Origin of the sequence: Bacillus gaemokensis, assembly GCF_001590835.1 — a bacterium.
GTDB lineage: Bacteria > Bacillota > Bacilli > Bacillales > Bacillaceae_G > Bacillus_A > Bacillus_A gaemokensis.
The window spans coordinates 116,461-141,385 of record NZ_LTAQ01000012.1 but is presented as its reverse complement, the minus strand read 5'-3'; the positions used below and the strand labels follow the sequence as shown (position 1 = coordinate 141,385).

Annotated in this window: 24 protein-coding genes; 8 read left to right on the top strand and 16 right to left on the bottom strand. The window is 37.6% G+C overall.

Translation table 11 applies throughout. From position 1 onward, the window contains the following. Positions 1–56: 56 nt before the first annotated feature. Both argS and AZF08_RS11925 read right to left on the bottom strand, forming a co-directional pair. The gene (gene argS, locus AZF08_RS11930) at positions 57–1,727 is read right to left on the bottom strand and encodes an arginine--tRNA ligase (RefSeq protein WP_033673397.1); all 1,671 of its coding nucleotides are present in this window, start codon (positions 1,725–1,727) and stop codon (positions 57–59) included. Further along, positions 1,727–2,164, bottom strand: coding sequence for a DUF1934 domain-containing protein (locus AZF08_RS11925; RefSeq protein WP_033673398.1), 438 nt, complete (start codon positions 2,162–2,164; stop codon positions 1,727–1,729). The genes argS and AZF08_RS11925 overlap by 1 nt, the downstream gene beginning before the upstream one ends. A 203-nt stretch (positions 2,165–2,367) precedes the next feature. Between AZF08_RS11925 and AZF08_RS11920 the strand changes: the two genes are divergently transcribed. After that, positions 2,368–3,354, top strand: coding sequence for a S66 family peptidase (locus AZF08_RS11920; RefSeq protein WP_033673399.1), 987 nt, complete (start codon positions 2,368–2,370; stop codon positions 3,352–3,354). A 26-nt stretch (positions 3,355–3,380) separates the two neighbouring features. Here AZF08_RS11920 and AZF08_RS11915 read toward each other — a convergent pair whose 3' ends face one another. Further along, a complete protein-coding gene (locus tag AZF08_RS11915; RefSeq protein ID WP_033673400.1) occupies positions 3,381–3,743 on the bottom strand; it encodes a YxeA family protein in 363 nt (120 codons plus the stop codon). Positions 3,744–3,976: 233 nt separating this feature from the next. On the opposite strand from AZF08_RS11915, the gene AZF08_RS11910 reads away from it, so the two are divergent. After that, positions 3,977–5,014, top strand: a complete 1,038-nt coding sequence (locus AZF08_RS11910) for a PTS sugar transporter subunit IIC (RefSeq protein ID WP_033673401.1) — start codon at positions 3,977–3,979, stop codon at positions 5,012–5,014. A gap of 243 nt (positions 5,015–5,257) precedes the next feature. Here AZF08_RS11910 and speB read toward each other — a convergent pair whose 3' ends face one another. From speB to AZF08_RS11890, 4 genes are all read right to left on the bottom strand, one after another. Further along, positions 5,258–6,130 (bottom strand): agmatinase, encoded by an 873-nt coding sequence (gene speB, locus AZF08_RS11905; protein ID WP_033673403.1) that lies wholly within the window; start codon positions 6,128–6,130, stop codon positions 5,258–5,260. Between the two features lie 364 nt (positions 6,131–6,494). Further along, positions 6,495–7,322, bottom strand: coding sequence for a polyamine aminopropyltransferase (gene speE, locus AZF08_RS11900; protein WP_033673404.1), 828 nt, complete (start codon positions 7,320–7,322; stop codon positions 6,495–6,497). A 186-nt stretch (positions 7,323–7,508) separates the two neighbouring features. Then, a complete protein-coding gene (locus AZF08_RS11895) occupies positions 7,509–8,672 on the bottom strand; it encodes an MFS transporter (RefSeq protein WP_033673406.1) in 1,164 nt (387 codons plus the stop codon). A gap of 5 nt (positions 8,673–8,677) precedes the next feature. Then, positions 8,678–9,085 carry a MerR family transcriptional regulator gene (locus AZF08_RS11890; protein WP_033673407.1) on the bottom strand — a complete coding sequence of 136 codons (408 nt, stop codon included), beginning with the start codon at positions 9,083–9,085 and terminating at the stop codon, positions 8,678–8,680. A 151-nt stretch (positions 9,086–9,236) separates the two neighbouring features. Here AZF08_RS11890 and AZF08_RS11885 point away from each other — a divergent pair, with 151 nt between their 5' ends. Together AZF08_RS11885 and AZF08_RS11880 are read left to right on the top strand one after the other, a co-directional pair. After that, complete coding sequence (locus tag AZF08_RS11885) at positions 9,237–9,962, top strand: glycerophosphodiester phosphodiesterase (protein ID WP_033673409.1); 726 nt, start codon at positions 9,237–9,239, stop codon at positions 9,960–9,962. A gap of 94 nt (positions 9,963–10,056) precedes the next feature. Beyond that, positions 10,057–12,108, top strand: coding sequence for a transglycosylase domain-containing protein (locus tag AZF08_RS11880; protein WP_033673411.1), 2,052 nt, complete (start codon positions 10,057–10,059; stop codon positions 12,106–12,108). A gap of 40 nt (positions 12,109–12,148) precedes the next feature. On the opposite strand, the gene AZF08_RS11875 is transcribed toward AZF08_RS11880, so the two are convergent. Together AZF08_RS11875 and AZF08_RS11870 are read right to left on the bottom strand one after the other, a co-directional pair. Then, the gene (locus AZF08_RS11875) at positions 12,149–12,658 is read right to left on the bottom strand and encodes a YwhD family protein (RefSeq protein ID WP_033673412.1); all 510 of its coding nucleotides are present in this window, start codon (positions 12,656–12,658) and stop codon (positions 12,149–12,151) included. 26 nt (positions 12,659–12,684) lie between these two features. Then, positions 12,685–13,359 carry a site-2 protease family protein gene (locus tag AZF08_RS11870; RefSeq protein WP_033673413.1) on the bottom strand — a complete coding sequence of 225 codons (675 nt, stop codon included), beginning with the start codon at positions 13,357–13,359 and terminating at the stop codon, positions 12,685–12,687. Positions 13,360–13,470: 111 nt separating this feature from the next. On the opposite strand from AZF08_RS11870, the gene AZF08_RS11865 reads away from it, so the two are divergent. Further along, the gene (locus AZF08_RS11865) at positions 13,471–13,656 is read left to right on the top strand and encodes a 2-hydroxymuconate tautomerase (protein WP_001147171.1); all 186 of its coding nucleotides are present in this window, start codon (positions 13,471–13,473) and stop codon (positions 13,654–13,656) included. A 41-nt stretch (positions 13,657–13,697) separates the two neighbouring features. On the opposite strand, the gene AZF08_RS11860 is transcribed toward AZF08_RS11865, so the two are convergent. The 6 genes from AZF08_RS11860 to AZF08_RS11830 all read right to left on the bottom strand — a co-directional run bounded on the left by AZF08_RS11860 (position 13,698) and on the right by AZF08_RS11830 (position 20,745). Next, positions 13,698–15,002, bottom strand: coding sequence for an HD domain-containing protein (locus tag AZF08_RS11860; protein WP_033673414.1), 1,305 nt, complete (start codon positions 15,000–15,002; stop codon positions 13,698–13,700). Between the two features lie 1,143 nt (positions 15,003–16,145). Beyond that, a complete protein-coding gene (locus AZF08_RS11850) occupies positions 16,146–17,087 on the bottom strand; it encodes an ABC transporter substrate-binding protein (RefSeq protein ID WP_033673416.1) in 942 nt (313 codons plus the stop codon). Positions 17,088–17,288: 201 nt separating this feature from the next. After that, positions 17,289–18,101: an ABC transporter ATP-binding protein gene (locus tag AZF08_RS11845; protein ID WP_033673417.1), complete on the bottom strand. Its 813-nt coding sequence runs from the start codon at positions 18,099–18,101 to the stop codon at positions 17,289–17,291. A 15-nt stretch (positions 18,102–18,116) separates the two neighbouring features. Further along, entirely contained in the window at positions 18,117–19,133 is a 1,017-nt protein-coding gene (locus tag AZF08_RS11840; protein ID WP_033673418.1) for a FecCD family ABC transporter permease, read from the bottom strand. Then, positions 19,130–20,188 (bottom strand): FecCD family ABC transporter permease, encoded by a 1,059-nt coding sequence (locus AZF08_RS11835; RefSeq protein WP_033673419.1) that lies wholly within the window; start codon positions 20,186–20,188, stop codon positions 19,130–19,132. The genes AZF08_RS11840 and AZF08_RS11835 overlap by 4 nt, the downstream gene beginning before the upstream one ends. A 332-nt stretch (positions 20,189–20,520) precedes the next feature. Further along, positions 20,521–20,745, bottom strand: coding sequence for a DUF1450 domain-containing protein (locus AZF08_RS11830; RefSeq protein ID WP_033673420.1), 225 nt, complete (start codon positions 20,743–20,745; stop codon positions 20,521–20,523). Between the two features lie 301 nt (positions 20,746–21,046). On the opposite strand from AZF08_RS11830, the gene AZF08_RS11825 reads away from it, so the two are divergent. Continuing rightward, positions 21,047–21,721 (top strand): RsfA family transcriptional regulator, encoded by a 675-nt coding sequence (locus AZF08_RS11825; RefSeq protein ID WP_033673421.1) that lies wholly within the window; start codon positions 21,047–21,049, stop codon positions 21,719–21,721. Positions 21,722–21,796: 75 nt separating this feature from the next. Next, positions 21,797–22,642: a lipoate--protein ligase family protein gene (locus AZF08_RS11820; RefSeq protein WP_033673422.1), complete on the top strand. Its 846-nt coding sequence runs from the start codon at positions 21,797–21,799 to the stop codon at positions 22,640–22,642. Between the two features lie 33 nt (positions 22,643–22,675). On the opposite strand, the gene pta is transcribed toward AZF08_RS11820, so the two are convergent. Further along, positions 22,676–23,647: a phosphate acetyltransferase gene (gene pta / locus AZF08_RS11815; protein WP_033673423.1), complete on the bottom strand. Its 972-nt coding sequence runs from the start codon at positions 23,645–23,647 to the stop codon at positions 22,676–22,678. 466 nt (positions 23,648–24,113) lie between these two features. On the opposite strand from pta, the gene hemQ reads away from it, so the two are divergent. Further along, a complete protein-coding gene (gene hemQ / locus AZF08_RS11810; protein ID WP_033673425.1) occupies positions 24,114–24,857 on the top strand; it encodes a hydrogen peroxide-dependent heme synthase in 744 nt (247 codons plus the stop codon). Positions 24,858–24,925 lie beyond the last annotated feature (68 nt).

The following is a 24,925-nucleotide window of genomic DNA, read 5'->3' as shown; positions in this document are numbered from 1 at the left end:
TCTGTGGAAAAGAACCTTAGCCACCGCGACTAAACAATCGGCTCCGCTTTTCGTTATTACATTTTCTCCGGCGCAGATACACCAACTAATGCTAATGCATTTTGAAGTGTGATGCGTACTGCACGCATTAATTCGTAACGAGCTTTACTTAACTCTAAGTTATCTTGGTTTAATACTTTTTCTGCATTGTAGAAGCTGTGAAGTGCTGCAGCTAATTCAAACGCATAGCTTGTAATGCGGTGTGGCAGACGTTTTTGTGCTGCATCCGCAACTACCACTGGGAATTCACCAAGTTTTTTCAGTAAGTCTACTTCTTTTTCAGAAGCAACAAGTTTGTAGTTTACATCTCCGCCTGCAGTTAATCCAAGCTCTTCACCTTGACGAAGGATACTGCATACGCGTGCATGAGCGTATTGTGCATAGTATACAGGGTTTTCATTAGATTTTGATACAGCTAAGTCCATATCAAAGTCTAAATGAGAATCACTACTACGCATTGCAAAGAAGTAGCGCATTGCGTCCACGCCCACTTCTTCCATAAGCTCACGAAGTGTAACAGCTTTACCTGTACGTTTGCTCATTTTCATTTTTTCACCGTTTTGGTATAGTTGTACCATTTGGATGATTTCTACTTCTAGTGTATCTTTATCATAGCCCAGTGCCTGGATTGCAGCTTTCATACGAGGAATGTAACCATGGTGGTCAGCACCCCAAATGTTAATTAATTTATCGAAGCCGCGCTCCAATTTATCACGGTGATACGCGATATCTGGCGTTAAGTATGTGTAAGAACCATCGTTTTTAATTAACACACGGTTTTTATCATCGCCGTAAGTCATAGAACGGAACCAAGTTGCTCCGTCTTCTTCAAATATTTCATTACGCTCTTTTAATACTGCAAGTGCTTCATCAATTTTTCCGTTTTTGTATAGTGATGTTTCAGAGAACCATACATTGAAGTTCACACGGAAGCTTTCTAAGTCTTTTTGAAGTTTTGCTAATTCATATTTTAAACCGTACTCACGGTAGAATTCATAGCTTTCTTTCTCATCAGCTTTTGCATAACGATCGCCGAACTCTTCTGCTAAACGTTTTCCGATTCCGATGATATCTGCACCATGGTAACCGTCTTCTGGCATTTCTTTTTCTAAACCTAACGCTTGCATGTAACGAGCTTCAACAGAAAGCGCTAAGTTATGAATTTGGTTACCAGCATCATTAATGTAGTATTCACGAGATACATCGTATCCTGCTTTTGCTAGTACGTTACATAACGTGTCACCTACTGCTGCGCCACGTGCATGGCCTAAGTGAAGGTCACCTGTTGGGTTTGCAGATACGAACTCAATTTGTACTTTTTCACCTTTACCAGTGTTTGTCTCACCATAAGTTTCGCCAGCAGTAACAATTGCTGGGATTAAGTCTGTTAAATAGCTGTTATCCATGTAGAAGTTAATAAAACCAGGACCAGCAATTTCAATCTTTTCAATAGAAGCTTTTGCTTTATCGAAGTTTGCAATTAATTCTTCTGCAATCATACGAGGTGCTTTTTTCGCAACGCGTGCAAGTTGCATCGCCATGTTTGTAGAGAAGTCACCGTGTGTTTTATCTTTTGGAGATTCTAATACAACGTTTGGAATTTGTTCTTCTGTTGCTAACTCTGCTTTTAATACAGCAGCTTTAATTTCTTCCTTAATTAGTTCTTTTACTTGTTCTAAAGAATTCATTATTTTGCCTCCTTCAAATTAATCGTAATTGTATATCGACCCGCTTCTTGTTCACTTAGAAGCAATGCGTACGTTAAAAAGAGTTGTCCTTTTTTCTTCTCGTCCGACCATTTAAAAAGAACATTATCAGTTTTCGTTTGCAATGCAAACGTACCAAGTTCACTCGTATACGTACCAGTTGTCCATTCACCTTTTGCATGCGCCTGACGCATAGAAACAGCACCTGAACGCATAATGAGAACTTGTTCATCTTGAATTTTGATGATTGTCTTTACTTCGCCTTGTTCGTTCGGCTCTTGAAACGTTACATATGTACTTTGACCCTTTACATAGTATTGACCATTTGCGTCAAAAGCAATAGTTTCCTTTCGTGCCCCTTCACGGATTTCTGTTACGAAATGAACGTGTACTGGCAAGCCTGCAAGTTGTTTCTCCACGTCTTGCACACCTTTCAATATGTTATAGATATTAAATAAATCTTATATTAAATCACTTTTCCTATCATATCAAAAAAAACCTATGTCTGTCTGCTGAAAAATCAGGAAAACCCCGTTTCGAAAAAACAATTTATAAGTATGTATCATCCATGTTAAAATATCAGTTAAATCTAAATTTTCTTTTATTAAAAGGGGCGTTTCAAATGATACCATCAAAATTAAAACAAGGCGATGAAATTCGGGTCATTTCACCATCTTGTAGTTTAAGTATCGTTTCAGATTATACAAGTAACCTCGCTATTAAAAGATTAAAAAATATGGGGTTTCGCGTTACCTTTTCAAAAAACGCAGAAGAAATTGATCGATTTGCTTCTTCTTCTGTTTCTTCACGAATTCAAGATTTCCATGAAGCTTTCGCTGATCAAAGCGTAAAAGCAATTTTAACAACACTCGGGGGCTATAATTCTAACGGCCTGTTGCAACATCTAGATTATGACTTAATCCGCAAGAATCCAAAAATCTTCTGTGGTTATTCCGATATTACCGCTCTGGGCAATGCAATTTATACAAAGACTAATCTTATTACATATTCAGGTCCTCACTTTTCTTCATTTGGAATGGAGAAAGGACTAGATTATACAATCGATTACTTTTTAAAATGTCTTGCATATGAAGAGCCTATAGAAATACAGCCTGCGGAAACATGGAGCGATGACCCTTGGTATATGGACCAAGAAAATCGATCTTTCTTTCAAAACGAAGGGTATGTTTCCATACATGAAGGAGAAGCAGTTGGAGAAATAGTCGGTGGTAATATGAGTACCTTCAATTTGCTGCAAGGAACAGCATATATGCCGAGCTTACGAGACAAAATATTATTTTTAGAAGAAGATGCTTTAACAGGAAAAGCTACTGTTAAAACCTTTGACCGTTATTTACACTCTCTCATTCAGCAGCCTGATTTTAAACATGTAAAAGGCATTGTAATTGGAAGAATGCAAAAAGAATCCGAAGCTGTAATAGAAGATATCCAAGAAATGATTTATTCAAAAGGAGAACTTTCTCATATTCCTGTAATTGCAAATGCCAACTTTGGCCATACGACACCTATTTTTACTTTCCCAATTGGCGGGCGCGTAAAAATCATTTCAAATCAACAGCAATCTTCTATCACGTTGTTAACACATTAAAAAAGGAGCGAATAATTCGCTCCTTTTTATGATTTCTGTAATTGTTTTAATGCTTTCTCTGGAATTTCTTCTTTTGACACTTCAGCCCAGCCTTTTCCTTGCATCCCCTTCGCATAAATTTTTATAAAAGCACCTGGATGTAGCTGACGATTTACCATCTTTTTAATGGTTTGTTGCTTTCCATCTTCTGTGTAGCCCTTTAATGTATATAAATATTCATCATCTTTTTTCTCACCTTTATTTATAACCGCGTAATAATCTTGTATTTCTTTATTTGAAAAGAAATTATCGACAAAGGCCTCTACACCTTCTGTTTTTGATTGTAAATAATATGCCGTTCCACCTAAAAGAATGGCAAAAACGACTAAAACTCTAATTACCAATTTCATATATGTTCCTCCTGCTTGTATATCTTCCTTACCATTCCTATACTCATATTTGTATTATACGGAAAAGGACATACTATACTCTATCGAAATGTCTTACACTTTCCTTACAATCGTGTAAGGAGAATTGTTTGTAGTATTTTCCTAAGAAAAAAATTTTCCGTTCGAGCAATTTTTGTATTATTATTGGATAATACAAATTTTTATAACAAAAATCAAAAGGGGACATTTTTCAAATGGCTATCTTGCAAGGTTTAGCACTACTACTCGTTGTACTTTTTCTTTTTACACTTTTTAGCTTTCGTGCTCCTTACGGAATGAAGGCGATGGGTGCTTTAGCCAATGCTGCAATCGCAAGCTTTCTTATTGAAGCATTTCATCGTTATATCGGTGGCGAAATGTTTCATAACAGTTTCTTACAATCGGTCGGACAAGCTTCCGGTAGTATGAGCGGTGTCGCAGCTGCGATTTTAGTGGCACTCGCAATCGGTGTATCTCCTGTATATGCTGTTTTAATCGGTATTGCCTCTAGTGGATTTGGCATTTTACCAGGATTTTTCGCTGGATATGTTTGCGCCTTTGTCGTGAAATTCCTCGAAAAGAAATTGCCCGCTGGTGTAGAATTTTTAGCAATTTTATTCATCGCAGCACCACTTTCACGTGGAATGGCTATGCTTATGGATCCCCTTGTAAATGCAACACTTGGAAAAATTGGCTCTATCATTTCAATCGCAACGACAGAAAGCCCAATTATTATGGGGATCATGCTTGGCGGACTCATAACAGTTATTTCTACATCTCCATTAAGCTCCATGGCACTAACCGCTATGCTAGGATTAACAGGTTTACCAATGGCTATTGGTAGTCTGGCAGTAGCCGCCTCCGCTCCAATGAACTTTATTTTCTTTAAACGTTTAAAGATTTGTTCAAAAAAAGATACAATCGCTGTAGCAATTGAACCATTAACACAAGCTGATGTGGTAGCAGCAAATCCAATTCCAATCTATACGACAAACTTTGTCGGTGGTGCACTGGCTGGGATTATTACATCCTTATTCCAACTTGTAAACAATGCGCCTGGTACAGCATCACCAATTCCAGGACTACTTGTTCTCTTTGGATTCAATGATGTCATAAAAGTAGCAATTGCCGCTGTACTATGTGGAATCGTGACCACAATCATTGGATATATTGGGACAATCGTATTCCGTAAATATCCGATTCGGTCCGCAGATGAAATTCGCGGAATCTCTTCAGAAGAGAAAATTGCATAAAAAAAGGAGCAAGTTCCACCCAGTGGGACTCGCTCCTTTTTTCTTATACGTACTGCGTAAGCGGATGTCGAATTTTGCAAAAGCGCCGATATATGGATACTGCAAAATTTGACATTCGCTTTTATTTTTATCTAGCTGCGGCAGCTAGAACCTCCGGCCATTTCACACTCTCGGTCGAAGCCAAAAGCGCTTCTCGGTCGAGTGCTCCAATGACCTGCGATTCTGAGCAAGCTGCCTTCGCTTTTATTTCACCCAACCAAGAAGCATTTCCCGCACGAATTTGCTTGCTGCGATTGGTGTTTGGTCACTGTGATCGTAGATTGGAGCTACTTCTACTAAGTCCGCTCCAACTACATTTATATTTGAATTTGCAATTGCTACAATGGAATCTAATAATTCTTTAGATGTGATACCGCCAGCCTCTAATGTTCCTGTTCCAGGAGCGTGAGCTGGGTCTAATACGTCAATGTCAATTGTGACATAAACTGGGCGTCCTGCAAGCTTTGGTAATACTTCTTTTAACGGTTCTAACACGTCAAATTTGTATAGATTCATGCCTACTTCTTTTGCCCACTCGAATTCTTCTTTCATTCCAGAACGAATTCCGAAAGAATATACGTTTTCCGGACCAATTAAATCGCACACTTTACGAATTGGTGTAGAGTGAGATAAAGGCTCTCCTTCATAGGACTCACGTAAATCGGTATGAGCATCCATATGAATGATTGCTAAATCCGGATATTTTTTTGCCATTGCCTTAAAAATTGGCCAAGACACTAAGTGCTCACCACCGAGACCTAGTGGAAACTTACCGGCATCTAATAGTTTTGTTACATATTCTTCAATCATGTCTATGCTGCGCTGTGCATTCCCAAATGGAAGTGGAATATCACCAGCATCAAAATATTTTACTTCTTCTAGCTCACGATCTAAATATGGACTGTACTCTTCTAGTCCAATCGATACTTCACGAATACGTGCAGGGCCAAAACGAGAACCTGGACGGTAACTTACTGTCCAATCCATTGGCATTCCGTAAATTACTACCTCTGCATCTTCAAAACTTGGATGACTGTTAATAAATACTTTACCTGAATAAGCTTCATCAAAACGCATATTCTTTTCCTCCTTATGTGGAACTTAAGGTATCCCAACCTTTCATTATTTCTCAAATTTGGAGCACGGTGCTCCTCTTTCTCGATTTACCTCAATCTTCTTTTAACAAAAGCGAAGATTATTTTTCTATAATAGCTTCAGCTGCTAGCATGTCCGTTCTATCGTACACCTTAAATGAGCCGCTTCTGCTTTTATTCTGTCTAGCTACAATGCCCAGGACCTCGTGTCTAAAAACCTTCCACACAAGAAAGTAAAAATCACTTTCTGTGTGAAAGAACTTTAGCCAATCGGCCCTAAACGGGGCATTTCCGCTTTTCTATTGTCCAGCTACAGCACCTAGAATACTCGGTGGCTTCCGCTTTTATTACTTAATTAAATCTCCAACAAATTTCGGTAACGCGAAAGCTGCTTTATGCAGTTCTTTTGTGTAGTATTTCGTTTCGATTTCGTGGAAACGTTCTGCTCTTACTTCTAGTGGATCATGTTGTTTAGATCCAATTGTGAATGTCCAAAGTCCGCTTGGGTACGTTGGGATGTTTGCTGTGTATAGACGTGTAATCCGGAAGATTTCTTTTACGTCTTTAAACACAGTTGTAATTAATTCTGGTGTGAACCAAGGGTTGTCCGTTTGCGCAACGAAAATACCGTCTTCTTTTAACGCTTTAGAGATTCCAGCGTAGAATCCTTTTGTAAATAAGTTTACTGCTGGTCCTACTGGCTCTGTAGAGTCAACCATGATTACGTCATATTCATTTTCGCTTTCTGCAATGTGTAGGAAACCGTCTCCTACTTTCACTTCAACGCGCTCATTATCTAATGCACCTGCAATTGTTGGTAAGTACTGTTTAGAGTACTCAATTACTTTCCCATCAATTTCAACAAGCGTTGCTTTCTTTACACTTGGGTGTTTTAAAACTTCACGAATAACACCGCCATCGCCGCCACCAACAACTAATACATTCTCAGGGTTTGGATGTGTAAATAAAGGTACGTGCGCTACCATTTCATGATAAACGAACTCATCCTTCTCTGTCGTCATAACCATGCCATCTAAAATAAGCATGTTTCCGAATTCTGCAGTTTCAACCATATCAAGCTTTTGAAATTCTGTTTGCTCCGTATGTAATGTGCGGTTAATACGCGCCGTAATTCCAAAATGTTTTGTTTGTTTTTCAGTGAACCATAGTTCCATCGTACAATCACGCCTTTCGCTGCAAATTTATAATAGGGACATCATTAATGTCCCCTAACAAAAATAAAACAAAACATGCAAAAAGTATAGTTAAAAGTACAAAAATACCGAAAATATATTTTAGTCAGATCGTTTTTGTTCGCATATTAAAAAAACACTATATTTAACAATAAAGAAAACCCTTTCTTAAGAAAGGGTTTTTGTCTCTACTTCCGCCGTTTCACGAACAGGGATCAAAATCATAACGCAGCCCACTAATACAACAACGCCTCCAACTAAAAATGGGCTTTGTGGTGAAATCGCGTGGCCAATAATTCCTGATAAAATTGGCGCAATTGCCCCGCCAAGCCAACGAACGAAATTATATACACCTGATGTAATAGATCTTTCATAAGGTGAAATATCCATCACATAGCTTGTATATAAAGCGTTATTTAATCCCGACGCTAATCCTGATAGAACGATAAGAATAATTTGTAACCACATAACTTCGACAAAGAATAACGCAATTAATACAATCGCAAATACGAATAAACTAAAACGCAGCAATGCTTTCGGCTCATATTTTCCTTCTAATTTATGCGCTAATATCGCAGATCCATATGCTAGCGCAAGTCCCCATCCGCAAAATACGAAGCCGAGTTGAATAGCCGATAAATGCATAACAAGTGGTGAATATGCTAATACAACAAAAAATCCATAATAATAGAACATGCCTGAAATTGCACCTTGCATAAATGGTTTATATTTAATAAGGTTAAGTAATTCCTCCAAGCCAGCTGCTTTACGCTTTACTTTGCGCTCCGGTTCTTTTACAAAAAAGAAAACAAGAATAAATGCTAATACAATTAAAAAGCTTGTCGCAAAAAATGGATAACGCCAAGAATGTCCACCGAGTAACCCACCTAACAATGGACCACCTGCCATCCCTAAACCAATCGCTGCTTCATATAAACCTACTGCCTCATGTACTTCTTTACTAAGAGCAATTAATAATGTCATCGCTGTTGCGAAGAACATCGCATTTCCTAATCCCCAGCCAGCACGAAAAATAGATAATTGGGCAATTGTTTGTGATATCCCACATATAAAAGCAAATACAGTTACAATTGCTAAACCAATCGTCATCATTCGTTTATCGCCAAACCGAGCTGCAAATAAACCAGCTGGCAACATCATAATTGCCATTGTTAAAATATATGCTGTAAATAACATTTCCACCTGCCAATGTGTTGCACCGATTTTTTCAGCAATGATCGGCAAGATGGGATCAACTACTCCGATGCCTGAAAAGGCAAGGAAAGTAGCCAGCACTGTAATCAGTCTCCCTAATTTTTGTTTGCTCTCCATATTCATTACTCTCCTTTTGTTTCCTCCAAAAATTTGCTTGCGCGATCTAAACTATTCTCTAATTCTGCTTTCACGCGCTGCATTTGCTTCATTTTTATATCTAGCGTTTGTACTTGGCTCTCCAGCATATCCCGAATGTCTTGAATCACTTCACGGTCACGTGGATTGTCACTATTTCGCCTTTGTTCCATACGCTCTTTTAACGATAAGAAATGCTGCATTTCTTGAAGTGTGATTCCTAATACTTCTTTCGCTTCTACAATTTTTTTAATACGTGCAATATCATCATCAGTATAAAGACGAATATTCCCTTCGCTACGCTCCGGTGGATGAATTAAACCAATTTCCTCATAATAACGAAGAGTCCGTTTTGTTAATCCAACTTGTTTCGTTACTTCATCGATCTTATACATGTTTATTCCTCCCTTCATCAGATTATTACATTTTACGTTAACGTTAACTTTTATGCAAGTGTTATACTTTTGTAAATGTTTGTCATATAGATTGTATTTTTCTCATAGCAGTTTCATAATGAAAGAAATGAAACGATAAGGAGATTTTCGAATGAAACAACCACTTATTTTTGCCCATCGCGGAGTCAAAGGTACACATCCAGAAAATACAATGATTGCTTTTCAAGAAGCCGAACGTGTTGGCGCTCATGGTATTGAACTTGATGTCCATCTTTCAAAAGATGGTGAGCTTGTTGTAATTCATGATGAAACTGTTGATCGTACAACAAATGGAATGGGACTTGTTTCTGAAAAAACAGTAGCAGAATTACAAGCTCTCGATGCGGGAAGCCATAAAGATTCTTCTTTCCATGAAGCAAAGATTCCAACCTTACGTGAAGTATTCATTTGGCTCTCTACAACAAATTTACAATTAAATATTGAATTAAAAACAGATGTGATTCATTATCCAAATATCGAGGGAAAAGTTGTTGATCTTGTACGTGAGTACCATCTTTCTAATCAAATCATATTTTCATCTTTTAACCATGAATCTGTTTCATTACTCGCAGAAATCGCCCCGGAAATTCCGAGAGCTATTTTATACGATGAACCACTTTCTGATCCAATTATTGAAGCCCAAAAAAGAGAAGCAGTTGGATTGCACCCAAATTTCAAGCTGTTAACAAAAGAATTTGTACAGGCAGCACAAGAACAAGGCTATGTGTTCCGCCCGTATACAATCAATAAGCGGAAAGACTTACAAACAATGATTGATTACGGCGTTGATGTTATTATTACAGATTGGCCAATGCGCGCTTTTGAGCTCCTTTCTTAAGAAAGGAGCTCTTTTTCATTTTGTACACTTCCTTGTTTAAAATACGAAAAAACCCTCAATACTAATAGAAGTATATAACGAGGGGATGAAAAAGATGGATCAAACTATGAATCCAAAGCTCAAAAAGTATAAACGTCTTTTCTTCACCGCACTTTTTTCATGCGTTCTTTTCTTTGTTTTTTCCTTTTTTATTATCATTATTGCGGCGAAAATTATGGGACCGCCTCCTATCGCCGTCCCCCAGACTAGTTTCTTTTATGCTAATGATGATTCTGTCATGGGACAAAGCAACGGGATGCAAAAACGCTATAACATCTCTCTTGATCAAATGTCTCCTTATGTTAGAGAGGCTACACTCTCCATTGAAGATCAGAGATTCTACAATCACCATGGTTTCGATATAAAACGGATTGCTGGCGCAATCGTTGCAGATCTAAAAGCAATGGCAAAAGTACAAGGTGCTAGTACCATTACGCAGCAATATGCCCGTAACCTCTATTTAGATCACGATAAGACATGGAAACGAAAGCTACTAGAGGCAATGTATACCGTTCGGCTTGAAGTCAATTACAGTAAGAATCATATTTTAGAAGGATATTTAAATACGATTTATTACGGACACGGCGCTTACGGTATTGAAGCAGCTGCCCGGATGTATTTCGATAAAACAGCGGAAAATTTAACTTTGGCAGAGGCCAGTATGCTTGCTGGTATTCCGAAAGGCCCTAGCTTATATTCTCCTTATTTAAAAGAAGCACGAGCAAAACAACGACAATTGCTCATTTTAGATGAAATGGTAGAGCAAGGCTATATCACGAAAGAACAAGCACGCTCTGCAAAAAAAGAAAAACTGACATTTGCTTCGCTAGAAACGAAAGAAGTTGCAGAAGTCGCACCTTATTTCCAAGATGCTGTAAAAACATCTCTCCTTCATGATGTTGGGTTAACTGAACAAACATTACAGCGAGGTGGGCTTCGTATTTATACGACATTAGACCCAAAACTGCAAACAATAGCCGAACAAGCTGTAAAGGATACAATCCCGGACACAACAAATATACAAACGGCTCTTGTTTCAATGAACCCGAAAACAGGTGAAGTAGCAGCTCTTGTCGGCGGAAAAGATTACAAAGAGAGCCAATTTAATAGAGCAATCCAAGCCGCTCGTCAACCGGGTTCTACCTTTAAACCGTTTTTATATTACGCTGCATTAGAAAAAGGGTTTACACCAGCAACTCGCTTAAAAAGTGAATATACAGTATTTACATTAGGTGATGGTGTTTCTAAATATAACCCCAAAAACTATAATGACTACTACGCCGATGATTTTGTAACAATGGCGCAGGCCCTTGCCGTATCAGATAACGTATACGCTGTGAAAACACACTTATTTTTAGGTGAAGATTCACTTACGAAAACTGCCAAACAGTTTGGTATTAAAAGTTCTCTAAAAGATGTACCGTCCCTTGCCCTTGGTACTTCTCCTGTAAAACCAATTGAAATGGTTAGTGCCTATAGTCTGTTTGCCAACGGCGGGAAGCAAGTAAAGCCGACCTTCATTCGCCGTGTTGTCGATCATGGAGGCAATATTTTATATGATGCACATTTAGAAAGCAAACAAGTTCTCGATAAAGGCAATGTGTTTGTAATGGAAGAAATGATGACCGGTATGTTCAATAAAAAGCTAAGCGGATATGCCTCCGTTACAGGGCAATCCCTTCTTCCAAAACTATCCCGCACATATGCAGGAAAATCTGGTTCTACAGAAACAGATAGTTGGATGATTGGTTTCACTCCTCAGCTTGTAACGGGCGTTTGGATAGGATACGATCAGCCAAAATCTATTTCAAATCCGGCAGAACAAGGTTACGCAAAAAAAATATGGGCCAGTACGATGGAAAAAGGATTAGAGGGACAACCTAACAAGGAATTCAAACAACCAAGTGACATCGTTTCTTTAAATATCAATCCTGAAAACGGAAAAATTGCGACCAAGGGGTGCCCTACTTCTGTGAAAATGTATTTTGCAAAAGGAACAGAACCGACTGAATATTGTACGGATCATGTTGATGATAAAGAAGAATTCGAAAAGGCTGGAAAAGAGAAGAAAAAGGACAGTTGGTGGAAAAAATATTTTCCATGGTAGAAAAAAAGAAAGGCTAGCGGAAATCCGCCAGCCTTTCTTTTCATTCTCCTAATAATGCATGACGCAACTCTTCGCTAGATTCGTTCCAAATTGCTTCGTTATGCTCTTTTAAGAATGTGCCGAGCACTCTCTTAGATGATTCGTCCATATGGTCAATCATGATGTGACGTTTTAATGATTTATCCATCTTATTTACATGCTCTGGAAGTGATTTATAACCACGGCGAATTTCACGATCAACTGTCATTTCACAAGCTGTTACACCTGCATAATAAGCACCTGTTGCCGTTCTCTCAATCGTTACCCACACAAGCCAATACGGCTTTCCGTTTGGAACTTCATCTTTATTTGTTAAGAACTTAATCCCTTTTTCCACAGTACTACGCGCGTGCATCGCACCAATATCAACGAATGCAGTTTGCTCTATTACATCCACGAAAACAGGTGAAATATTTTCAAGACTTAGCGCTCCAACACCAAAGCCACCATGTCCATCTGTCGAATCGTTCTTCACGATATTAAAACCAATTTTTTTCTTTTTCTCTGTCATATGTAAACTCCTCCTCACTCATTTACTTATATAAGCCCAAATATAGGTGCAATTATACTTTGTAAAACTCCTAATACATATGGTATTACCACTTGGAAAATCGGTTGAATTGTATAATTGCTCAATGGTGTAATAACAAGAATCAATAAGGCAATTGATCCATATTTCTCATACTGCGTCATTTTCGCACGAACATTTGCCGGTGCTAAATCTTCAATCACACGATACCCATCAAGTGGTGGAATCGGTAATAAGTTGAAAACAAGTAAAACGATATTCAGAACAATGAAAATTTCAAAGAATTGGCCTAACGTATCCGCTACTGCAAATGGAACGGCACCTAGTACTCCAAACTTTAACAAGCTGTACCAAATGATTAAGCCTATAGCACTCAAAATAAGATTACTAATCGGTCCTGCAATAGAAACTAAAACTCCAGCGAGACGTGGTTTTTTAAAGTTATACGGGTTAACAGGTACTGGGCGTGCCCAACCAAATCCAATAATTAATATGGCAATCATACCAATAGGATCTAAATGAGATATTGGTGATAACGTTAAACGTCCCTGTCTTTTCGCTGTGTCATCTCCAAACTTATATGCAACATATGCATGGGCAAATTCATGTACAGACAAAGCAATAATAATAGCCATTGCTACCAATGGAATTTGGTGCAGTGGATACCTAAATAATTGATCCATAGTTCATCTCCTCTTCATTATGTCAAAAAAGAAAATATTTGTTTTTCCGATTGTTCTTCCCTAGAATCCGTTATAATAAGATGGTAACTTACATAAAAGGAGCGATTGTATATGCCATACGTAACAGTGAAAATGTTAGAAGGACGCACAGAAGAACAAAAGAAAGCTCTTGCTGAGAAAGTAACTGCAGCAGTAAGCGAAACAACTGGTGCTCCTGAAGAAAACATCGTTGTTTTCATCGAAGAAATGTCTAAAAATCATTATGCAGTTGGCGGAAAACGCTTAAGCGACAAATAATTTCAGGTTTCTTTAATAAGAAGCAGTCATCAGGCTGCTTCTTATTTTTTTCCTTCTAATAGCCGAATAATTTTTTCTTTATATTTTCCTTTTCTTCCATCTTCATAGATTAAATCATGCGGATAGAACAGTTTTTGATCCCTTCTCTTCTTACCTGTAATTGCTTCCACAATATCCGATTCACGAGAGAGCTCTCGAAGTTCCCCGTTTGGCATAAGAAGTAAGATTGGTAGACGCTCTTCTTCTTCTCCCGCTCGGTAAAAGTCATACGGTAAATCTGATGTAGAATCAACGACTAAATAGTATTCTGGATCAAGTCCAATCTTTTTAAATAAACTACTTAACTCCATCCAATTATCTAAACCATGATTCTCTGTAAATTCTACGTATTTAAAGAGATTTCGATTCATAAAGCGGCGACATAAATCGCTTAAAATTTGATCCTCTTCATCTTGCCATACTTGGAAGTAGTAGTACATGATATTCTCATCTAGCTTGATGTAATCTGCTACCGTTACTTCTTCTTCAAATAAAGAGTAGAAATGAACAGGGTGATATTTAAATGTATAGTACTGCTCATGTAATGTTTTCGCGCGATGTAAAATTTTTGTTAAAATCACTTCTGCACTGCGCGTTACCGGATGAAAATACACTTGCCAATACATTTGATAGCGGCTCATAATATAATGCTCTACAGCGTGCATGCCGCTATTTTTAATCACTACTTGATTTCCATACGGACGCATTACACGCAGTATACGCTCCATATCAAAATTCCCGTACTTTACACCAGTGAAATAGGCATCTCGTAATAAATAATCCATACGATCTGCATCAATTTGGCTTGAAATCATACTAATTGCTAATTTATTATTAGACGTTTTCGCAATGACATCTGCTACCTTTTGCGGAAACTCACGGTCTACACGGCTTAATACATCATTGATTTCCGTATCACCAACAATGATTTTTTGAGTAAACTTCTCATGATCTAATGAAAAAACTTTTTCAAACGAATGAGAAAATGGACCATGTCCGACATCATGCAAGAGTGCTGCACATAAACATAACAATCTATCTTCTGCATTCCAGTTTGGTCTGCCATCAAATACATCATCAATCATACGACGAATAATCTCATATACACCTAATGAATGAGTAAAGCGACTATGTTCCGCACCGTGAAATGTAAAAAATGTCGTTCCAAGCTGCTTAATACGGCGCAAACGTTGAAATTCCTTCGTTTCGATTAAATCCCAAATCACGCGATCGCGTACGTGTACATATTTATGTACTGGGTCTTTAAACACTTTTGTTTCGCTGAGTTTGTCGTTTAAATATACCATATCGACACCCTCCTTCCTTACTGCATTCTTACTTTATATTATAAACGAAATAGGAAACAGAAAGAAATGAAAGACTAAAGAAATGCATAAAATTCCCCTATATAAAGAAAATCACCTTCGCCTTGGCGAAAGTGGTTTTCAGATTGTTTAGAAACCCTTTAGAATTCTTAACACCCTGATTCTTATTTATTTTTGGATACATAAAAATAGAAAAGAATGATGAAAAAGACTTTCTCCATAACCTGAGAAAAGCACCCAAAATGAGTGCTTTTTGTTTACTACCGAGAATGATTTGTCATGTTAAAAATAAAATAATAGGTTGATGAACAAGCAGTTTTTCTACTAAAACATAGAATAATATGAACCTTAATTGAGAGGAGGTATAAGAGAATGAGCTGGGATTCTGATTGTTGGAAGTCTAAGGACAAGCATCATTCTGATTGTTGGAAGTCTAAGGATAAACATCATTCTGATTGTTGGAAGTCTAAAGATAAACATCATTCTGATTGTTGGAAGTCTAAGGATAAACATCATTCTGATTGTTGGAAGTCTAAGGATAAACATCATTGTAATTGTTGGAAGTGTAAGAAAGATAAGTGTTTTAAACCGAAACATAAGTGTTGTTGTAAATTTTTCGTTGTTTGTTGTGATCGAAAACATTGGTAAGATTGTTAATGATCTTTTGTTTTTAATGAAGAATTCTATAAAAATGGGCATTCTTTGAGAGAAAGGATAGGCCTTTTTAGTTTGTTACCGATAATCATAGGTTATGTTACTCTAGCATGATTACGATATACAAGAGGTCTTACTGACAAAACGCGGATATCGTATACTAAGAAATTTTCTAGAAGATAAAACTCTATGCTGCAGGTTTCTTTGACCAGGAACGGACGTTTATGGTATTTAGATTATTAATTGTCCAACATCCTTAAAAATACTTGTTTTTCGGTTCCAAAACGCATTCCCAAAATCAAAGTATCACTCCAGAAAATGGGTAACCATTTTTTGAAAACTTCCTCAGAGTAAGAAAACGAGTGCGAATTGTATCGTAATTTTCTTAGTGTATATTTTCATTAAAATGTCGGCGGTACGCCTATAAAAAAGAAAATCACCTTCGCCAATGCGAAGGTGATTTCTCTTTTATTATTTTCCTAAAACGAAATCCGCAACTTCGTCTAAGATCATTTCTTTACCAAGTGGGAAGTATCCTTTATTTAGGTCTTCGTTTTTGATTGTAAATACATGATTGTTCTTAACAGCGTTCATGTTTTTCCAAATTGTTTCTTCTTGGAATTCTTTTAGACGTTGAGAGCCATCACCAGTTGTAAATACAAATAGGTAATCTGGGTTGTAATCGATTAACGCTTCTTTTTGTACTTGTACTAGCGGTTTGTCAGTTGGTGTACCTTGAACTGCTGGTAATTTTAAGTCTTTGAAGATTACGCTACCGTAACCGTAGTCACCGTATACACGGAACGCATTTGGATATGCAGCCATTTTCATGAACTTCGCATCGCCAGTTTTTGCAACGATTTTATCATGTAACTTGCTTGCTTTTTCATCATATCTCTTGAACCATGCTGTTGTTTCTTTTTCTTTACCGAAGATTTTACCTAACTCTTCAAATTTTGGACGCCATTGATCTACTGGAGTTTTTAGCATAATTGTTGGTACAACTTTAGATAATTGATCATAGATTTTTTCTTGACGATTATTCAAAATGATTAAATCTGGTTTTGCAGCTATTACTGCCTCGACGTTAATTTTATCGCCCCAAGCAGAGCCAACTGGTTTTACATCTTTTAATTTATCTGCAATATGTGCATCAATTTTTTCCTGAGATGTATTTGCAGTAATAATTGGTTTCATACCAAAGATTAATAATTCTTCTGTTGAACCACTAAGGTCAGCAATTTTCTTTGGATTTGCAGGAATTTTAATTTCCCCTTTTGCATCTTGTACAGTGCGCTCTTCAGCTTTTGCATCTGCCTTCTTTTCTTCTTTCTTATCAGAAGTACAAGCTGCAAATAGTACAGAAGTAACTACTAGTACCATTGCTAGTAATGCTGCTTTGAATTTCTTCATATTCCCACTCCTTCTGGATGTATTTCTCTTATAAGTTGTATATAACTATAAGAAACTACAAACAACTTTAAATTAATATATATTTATTAATCGTTGTATGTAACCCGTCCTAACGGGCGTTCAACTTCCCATCTAAAATGAGAAGCTCAACGTCCATTAGAATGTGACCCCTCCTATCAAAATAGGAGGGACATCATTCATCTATGCTTTCTTACGTAACTGATTATTAATCATCATTAAATCATATGTTAAGCAAATTGGTTTACAGTTCACAGGACATGGAACGATTTGTGCTTCAATTTCAAACACGTTACGAAGTGTTTCACTTGTCATTACTTCATCCGGTGTCCCTTGCTTCATTAACTTACCAGCTTTCAAGGCAATCATATGATCTGAAAAACGAGAAGCGTGGTTTAAGTCATGAATAACCATAACGATTGTTCGGCCTTCTTCTTGATTTAACTTCTTTAATAGATTTAGCACTTCCAATTGATGAGCCATGTCTAAATATGTTGTTGGCTCATCTAACACAAGTAAATCCGTTCCTTGCGCAAGAGCCATTGCAATCCATACACGTTGACGTTGACCACCTGATAAAGCTTCCGCTGGACGATTCGCAAACTCCGTCATCCCCGTTACTTCAAGCGCCCAGTGAATGTAACGATAATCTTCTTCCTTCAGTGTGCCAAATCCCTTTTGGTGTGGGAAACGACCATATGAAACAAGTTCAAACACTGTAAGACCTGTTGGCACTTCTGCAGTTTGTGGTAAAATCGCCATTTTCTTTGCGATTTCTTTTGTCGGCTGCTTCTCAATCGCTTTTCCATCAAGATAAACAGTACCTCGTTTTGCTTTTAAAATACGAGAAGCCGTTTTTAACAATGTGGATTTCCCGCATCCATTTGGTCCAATAATCGTTGTAATTTTTCCTTCTGGAATTTCAACTGACAATCCATCAATAATTAACCCTTCATTATAACCAACAGATACCGAATCAACCGCTAAAGTTGCCATACAAAAAGCCTCCCTTTATTTTGTCCTCATAAGTAAATAAATGAAATATGGTGCACCGATTACAGAAATAACAAGACCGACCGGTATTTCTGATGTCGTTAGTACGCTTCTTGAAATCAAATCTGCAAATAACAGCAGGAACGTTCCGATTAATGCCGCTGTCGGTAACATAATTTGATGTTTCCCGCCAACAAGGCGCCTCGCTAAATGTGGTGCCATTAAACCGATAAAGCCGATTCCACCCGCAACAGCAACAGATGTCCCTGCTAAACAAACCGCAATAAATAATAGTTTACGTCTTTCTTTCTCAACATTTAAGCCAAGTCCAATTGCTGCTGAATCACCTAAATTCATTACGTTCAACACATGCGCTTTACGAATCGCAATTGGTAAGAAAATAAGCATCCATGGAAGAACGCTTATTACAAACTTCCAGTCTGTTCCCCATAAACTACCTGCTAACCAAATCGTGGCAAAACGAAAATCATTTGAAGTCATTTTCATCGAGAAGATTAAACTAACGGCACCAAATCCAGCTGCGACCGCGATACCAACGAGTATTAAACGAGTTGACGAAACGCCATCTTTCCATGCTAGTACATAAATGATAACTGCTGCCAGTATTGCACCGACTAATGCGAAGAATGGAAGGATGAATACAGATAGAAGCGTACCCGTCCCTACTTTTCCGAAAAAGAAATATACGAAAACAACAACTGTTAATCCTGCACCTGCGTTAATACCAATAATCCCAGGATCAGCGAGTGGGTTTCGTGATAATCCTTGCATAATTGCACCGGATACCGCTAACGCTGAACCCACTAAAATGGCAATAACCATACGTGGCATACGAAATTCGAATAGAATAACAGATTGATCCTCTGCACCTAGTCCAACGAGCGATTTCAATACATCCATCGGTGGGATTTTAAACGTTCCTGTATTTAAACTAATAAGAAATACTGAAAAAATTAAGCCAGCTAAAATTGTTATAATTGAAATGTTCTTTTTTGTTAAGATGCTTGCCCTCACATTTTTCCTCTCCCTTCATTACGTGCTAAGTAGAGGAAGAACGGAACGCCAATTAGTGCTGTAATTGCTCCAATTGGTGTTTCAAACGGCGGATTAATAATACGAGATAACATATCCGCACATTCAATTAACAATCCACCTAATATAGCAGAACATGGAATGACCCATCTATAATCTGAACCGACAAGAAAACGTGTCATATGAGGGATAACTAGCCCCACAAATCCAACTGATCCTGCCATAGATACTGCGGAACCTGTTAACACAAGAACAAGTACTGTTCCAATAAATTTAATTAACGTTGTATTTTGTCCAAGTCCAATCGCAATTTCCTCACCGAAACTTAAAATTGTAATGTATCTCGACATCATAATCGCTATAACAAGACAAACAAGCCCGATAGGCAATAACATATCAATACTTTGCCATTTCACGCCAGCAACACCGCCTGCATTCCACATACTCACCTCTTGAGCAAGATTGAAATACAAAGCAATACCAGATGAAATAGCCCCGAGTAGAGCACTAATTGCTGCGCCAGCTAATGCTAGTTTCACAGGCGTTAATCCACCCGGTGAAGAGGCACCAATACCATATACAATGCTTGCCCCCAACGCTGCGCCAGCAAAAGAAGCAATAACAAACATTAAATACGGTGAATTCGGGAAAAATGCATACATAATTGCAATTCCAAATACAGCTCCATCTGTAATCCCCATTAATGATGGAGATGCAAGCGGATTCCGTGTCATCCCTTGCATAATCGCACCGGATACCGCTAAAAAGGCACCGGCAACAACACCGCCAATCGCCCTAGGCATACGCAGTTCTTGAATGACATTGTGATGGGTTATAGAACCATCAAACTGAAAAACAGCTTGCCATACAGTCTTCAAACTAATATCTGCTGCGCCAAACGAAATGGAGAGTGCCATACTTAAAGCCAAAAGAATTGTGCCAGCTATTAAAATAATAGAAGCAATGAGTGGCCTGCTCTTAATCTCTTTTACATTTACTTCTTCTTGTTGCTTTATACTCCTCGTGCTTGCTTCCATCCCTCAACCATCCTAACCAACAACATATATTTAATATAATGAGATTTATTCTCAAGAAATAACAAAATAAAATTAGGTTAGTATACCTTTTTGATAATGATTCTCAGAATCACACCTTCTATTCTACCTATCGTCACAAAAGACTGTCAACCATTATTTTGCAATATAAAACTAATGTAGTTGCTGCGAAACCGATCTCATAATATGAAGTTTATTCATTCATATATTCCTTATCGATGCTGTTATCTTCCTTTCTCCCCCTTCTTATTTCAGAATAATTTTATTTTTAAATAAAATAAAAAAGAAGAGTAAAATGTTCACTCTCCTTTTTCTTATTTATTTAGTTTCATTTCAATTTTTTTAATTAATTCATCTTCATTTGGCGCTGCAACTGGACGATTATTCACAAAAGCAAACGACTTTTTACGACCTGGTCCACAATAAGATTGACATCCAACCTCGATACTCGCACATGAATCTACCTTTTTGAGCTTTGGTATTAACGTCTTAATATTCGTTGCCTGACAATCATCACACACACGAAATTCATTTCCCATTTTATATAACACTTCCTCTATTTAAACTTTTCACAAGTACATTTAAAAGTAAACACTAAATGGTATTTTACCGCTCTTTGAGGGTTGATGCAAGTTTTCCTCTGTAGCTCTTCACCCGTTTAATCCCTTATAAAATAAGTGTTTTTCCTAGTCACTCTTCCACTTCTATGCATCATCCATACATGTAAATTTTCCCTTTCTCCATTGAAATCTACCATATTTTTAAAAGCTTTGTATAAAAGCGATTTTTTTTGCCCATTATAAAAATAGGAAGTTTATAAAAAGAAAGGGAGTTGAATCTATGAAAGTGAGACAAGATGCTTGGACAGACGAGGACGATTTATTACTTGCTGAAACCGTACTCCGCCATGTTCGAGAAGGAAGTACACAATTAAATGCCTTTGAAGAAGTTGGAGATCAATTAAATCGCACATCAGCTGCTTGTGGTTTTCGTTGGAATGCTGTTGTTCGTTATAGCTATGAACAAGCTCTTCAGCTAGCAAAAAAACATCGAAAGGATAAAATGCGTGCTGCCGGCGGGGATCAAGCGAAAAAACGCCTACTTTATACACCGCCAGCTTCAGCAGCCATTACCGTCGATATCGATGAGGAACCAGTTACACAGACAACAGCCTTTCAATATTCAAAGCCAATTGTTTCTAAAACGTCTATAACAATGCAAGATGTCATTTACTTTTTACAAACAATTGGATCTTCAAATATAAAGGTAACAGCACTGGAAAACGAGAATACGAGATTGAAACAAGAAATGAAAGCACAAATACTTCGCAATGAAGAATTAGAAAAGAAGCTAGAAAAACTAGAACAACAATCTAATACAGTACAAGAAGATTACGAAACACTCATGAATATTATGAACCGTGCTCGTAAATTGGCATTAATGGATGATGAAGAGCGTGCACAAACATCTTTTCGCATGGATCGAAACGGTAATTTAGAAAAGATTGCAGAATAAAAAGGATGCGATAACCGCATCCTTTTTATTTTGTTATAATAAAGATTGTCATTTTATAGATAAGGGGTTAGTTACATGAGCAATTCCCGTTCGATTTTATCTCAACCAGAGTGGCGTATTGTTGATCAGTCTAGTTTAGGCAGGACCTTCCATGCCTTGCAGTCATTCGCAATGGATGACACATTATGCACGACAATTGGAAATGGTAAGTCAGCTGCAACAATGCGTTCGTGGGTTCATCACAATACAATTGTTCTTGGCATTCAAGACTCTCGTCTCCCTCATTTACACGAAGGAGTTTCCTTTTTAAAAAAGCATGACTTTAATGTTATTGTTCGTAACTCAGGCGGCCTTGCAGTCGTACTCGATGAAGGGGTCTTAAATGTATCTCTTCTATTTCAAGAAACGGAAAAAGGAATTGATATCGATCTTGGATACGATACGATGTGGCATTTAATTAAGGAAATGTTAAAGGATTACGATGTTAGTATTGAAGCAAAAGAAATCGTTGGCTCTTATTGTCCTGGTAGCTATGATTTAAGCATTCGAGATCAGAAATTCGCAGGTATCTCACAGCGCCGCATTCGCGGAGGTGTTGCTGTACAAATTTATTTATGTGCTACAGGCAGTGGCTTCGATCGTGCGGCACTTGTTCGCGATTTTTACAACTTAGCAATTCAAGGAGAAGAAACAAGATTTACGTATCCTGAAATTGTTCCAAGTACAATGGCTTCTTTATCAGAACTACTCGGAGAAACAATTACGGTTCAAGATTTAATGATGCGGCTATTAAAAACATTGCAGCATTTTGCACCGCAATTAACACCATCACAGTTAACAATTGATGAAGTACCGTTATATGAAATGAACTTAGAACGCATTATTGAACGTAACAACAAAGCACTTGGTCTTGAGAAATAACAAAAGCCCCGCTACAATAGCGGGGCTTTTCACTTATATTGCTTGAGCTGCTGTAATTAAAGCTAACTTGTACACTTCTTCTTCGTTACAACCGCGGGATAAATCGTTTACTGGCATGTTTAAGCCTTGTAAGATCGGTCCTACTGCTTCAAAGTTACCTAAGCGTTGTGCAATTTTGTAGCCAATATTACCAGCTTCTAAGCTTGGGAATACGAATACGTTAGCATCACCTTTAATAACAGAACCTGGTGCTTTCTTCTCAGCTACAGATGGTACGAATGCAGCATCAAATTGGAATTCACCGTCTAATGTTAATTCAGGAGCCATTTCTTTTGCGATACGAGTTGCTTCTACAACTTTTTCTGTTTCTGGAGATTTCGCAGAACCTTTTGTAGAGAAGCTTAACATTGCAACGCGTGGGTCGATGCCGAATAACTCAGCAGTTTTCGCACTTTCAATACCAATTTCAGCTAAATCTTGGCTGTTTGGTGCAATGTTGATTGCGCAGTCAGCGAATACATATTTCTCATCTTCACGTACCATGATGAATACGCCTGAAGTTTTTGTAACGCCTGGTTTTGTTTTAATGATTTGAAGTGCTGGACGAACTGTGTCAGCTGTAGAATGAGCTGCACCACTTACTAAGCCGTGTGCTTTTCCCATGTATACAAGCATTGTACCGAAGTAGTTTTCGTCTTTAAGGATTTTGCGAGCGTCTTCTTCAGTTGCTTTACCTTTACGGCGTTCAACGAAAGATGCTACCATTGCATCCATTTCTTCGTATGTAGCTGGATCGTAAACATCAACGCCTGCTAGTGTTAAGTTCATGCTAGCAGCTTTTGCGTTAATCTCTTCTTTATTACCAACTAAAATTGGTTTTACTAACTCTTCTTTTGCTAAACGCTCTGCAGCGCCTAAAATTCTCTCATCAGTTCCTTCAGGAAGTACGATAGAAATGCCTTTTCCTTGAACTTTTTCTTTTACTGCTGTAAATAAATCGCTCACGAATAAACCCTCCTACTAATGTTAAAAAACTCTATCTTTAAGAATACTTCTTTTCATCTATATTTTAAACTTATAGCTTCTAAAAAATAGGTAAAATGAAAATGATTATATTTTCATAAAATTCAGCATGGTTAATCTATTATAAAAACCTCTTTTTTAGATGAGAGAGATCATCCGATTATGCATAGAGACGGTCAATTCCTTTTTCTGCCCCATGCCAAGTGAAAACAAAGGGAGAAAATGAGTGCAGGGCTCTTTTGGTTTTCATAGCCGGAATTTGTATGCGAAAATAAAAAACATGTTTGATGATGGAAGTTTAATTTTATATAAGCACAAATTGAAAAACCGACGTAAAATCTTTTCTTTTAAATGTGACAATTTTATGCGCACAAGCTTTACATAGATGAATTTAAAACTATATATGCTATAGTTAACGTGTAAAATATCATTAACTGAGGTGAATAGAATGAGTGAAGCAGCAAAAACGTTAGATGGTTGGTATTGTTTACATGATTTACGTTCTATCGACTGGGCAGCATGGAAAACATTATCTAGTGATGAACGCGGCCAAGCAATGTTTGAATTTTTAAACGTCATTGAGAAATGGAACAAAGCAGCGTCTGCAAAACAAGGTAGCCACGCAATGTATACAGTCGTTGGTCAAAAGGCTGATATTATGTTTATGATCTTACGTCCAACAATGGAAGAATTAAATGAAATTGAAACAGAATTAAATAAAACAACATTAGCTGAATATATGGTTCCTGCATACTCTTACGTATCTGTTGTTGAACTAAGTAACTACCTTCCAGCTGATGAAGATCCATACAAAAACCCACAAGTCCTAGCACGCTTATACCCTGAATTACCAGCAGCAAATCATATTTGCTTCTATCCAATGGACAAGCGTCGTCAAGGTGATGACAACTGGTACATGCTTCCGATGGAAGAACGTAAGAAACTGATGTACAGTCACGGCAAAATTGGTCGTCAATACGCAGGTAAAGTACGACAAGTTATTACGGGATCTGTCGGCTTTGATGATTACGAATGGGGTGTAACATTATTCGCTGACGACATTCTTCAGTTTAAAAAGCTTGTATATGAAATGCGTTTTGATGAAGTAAGTGCTCGTTACGGTGAATTTGGAACATTCTTCGTTGGAAACATTTTACCGAGCGAAAAAGTAGCAAAATTTTTATATGTATAATACAAAAAAGGAACGAAATTCGTTCCTTTTTCTTCATAATCCGCAAAAACTCTTCAAAAACACTCTAT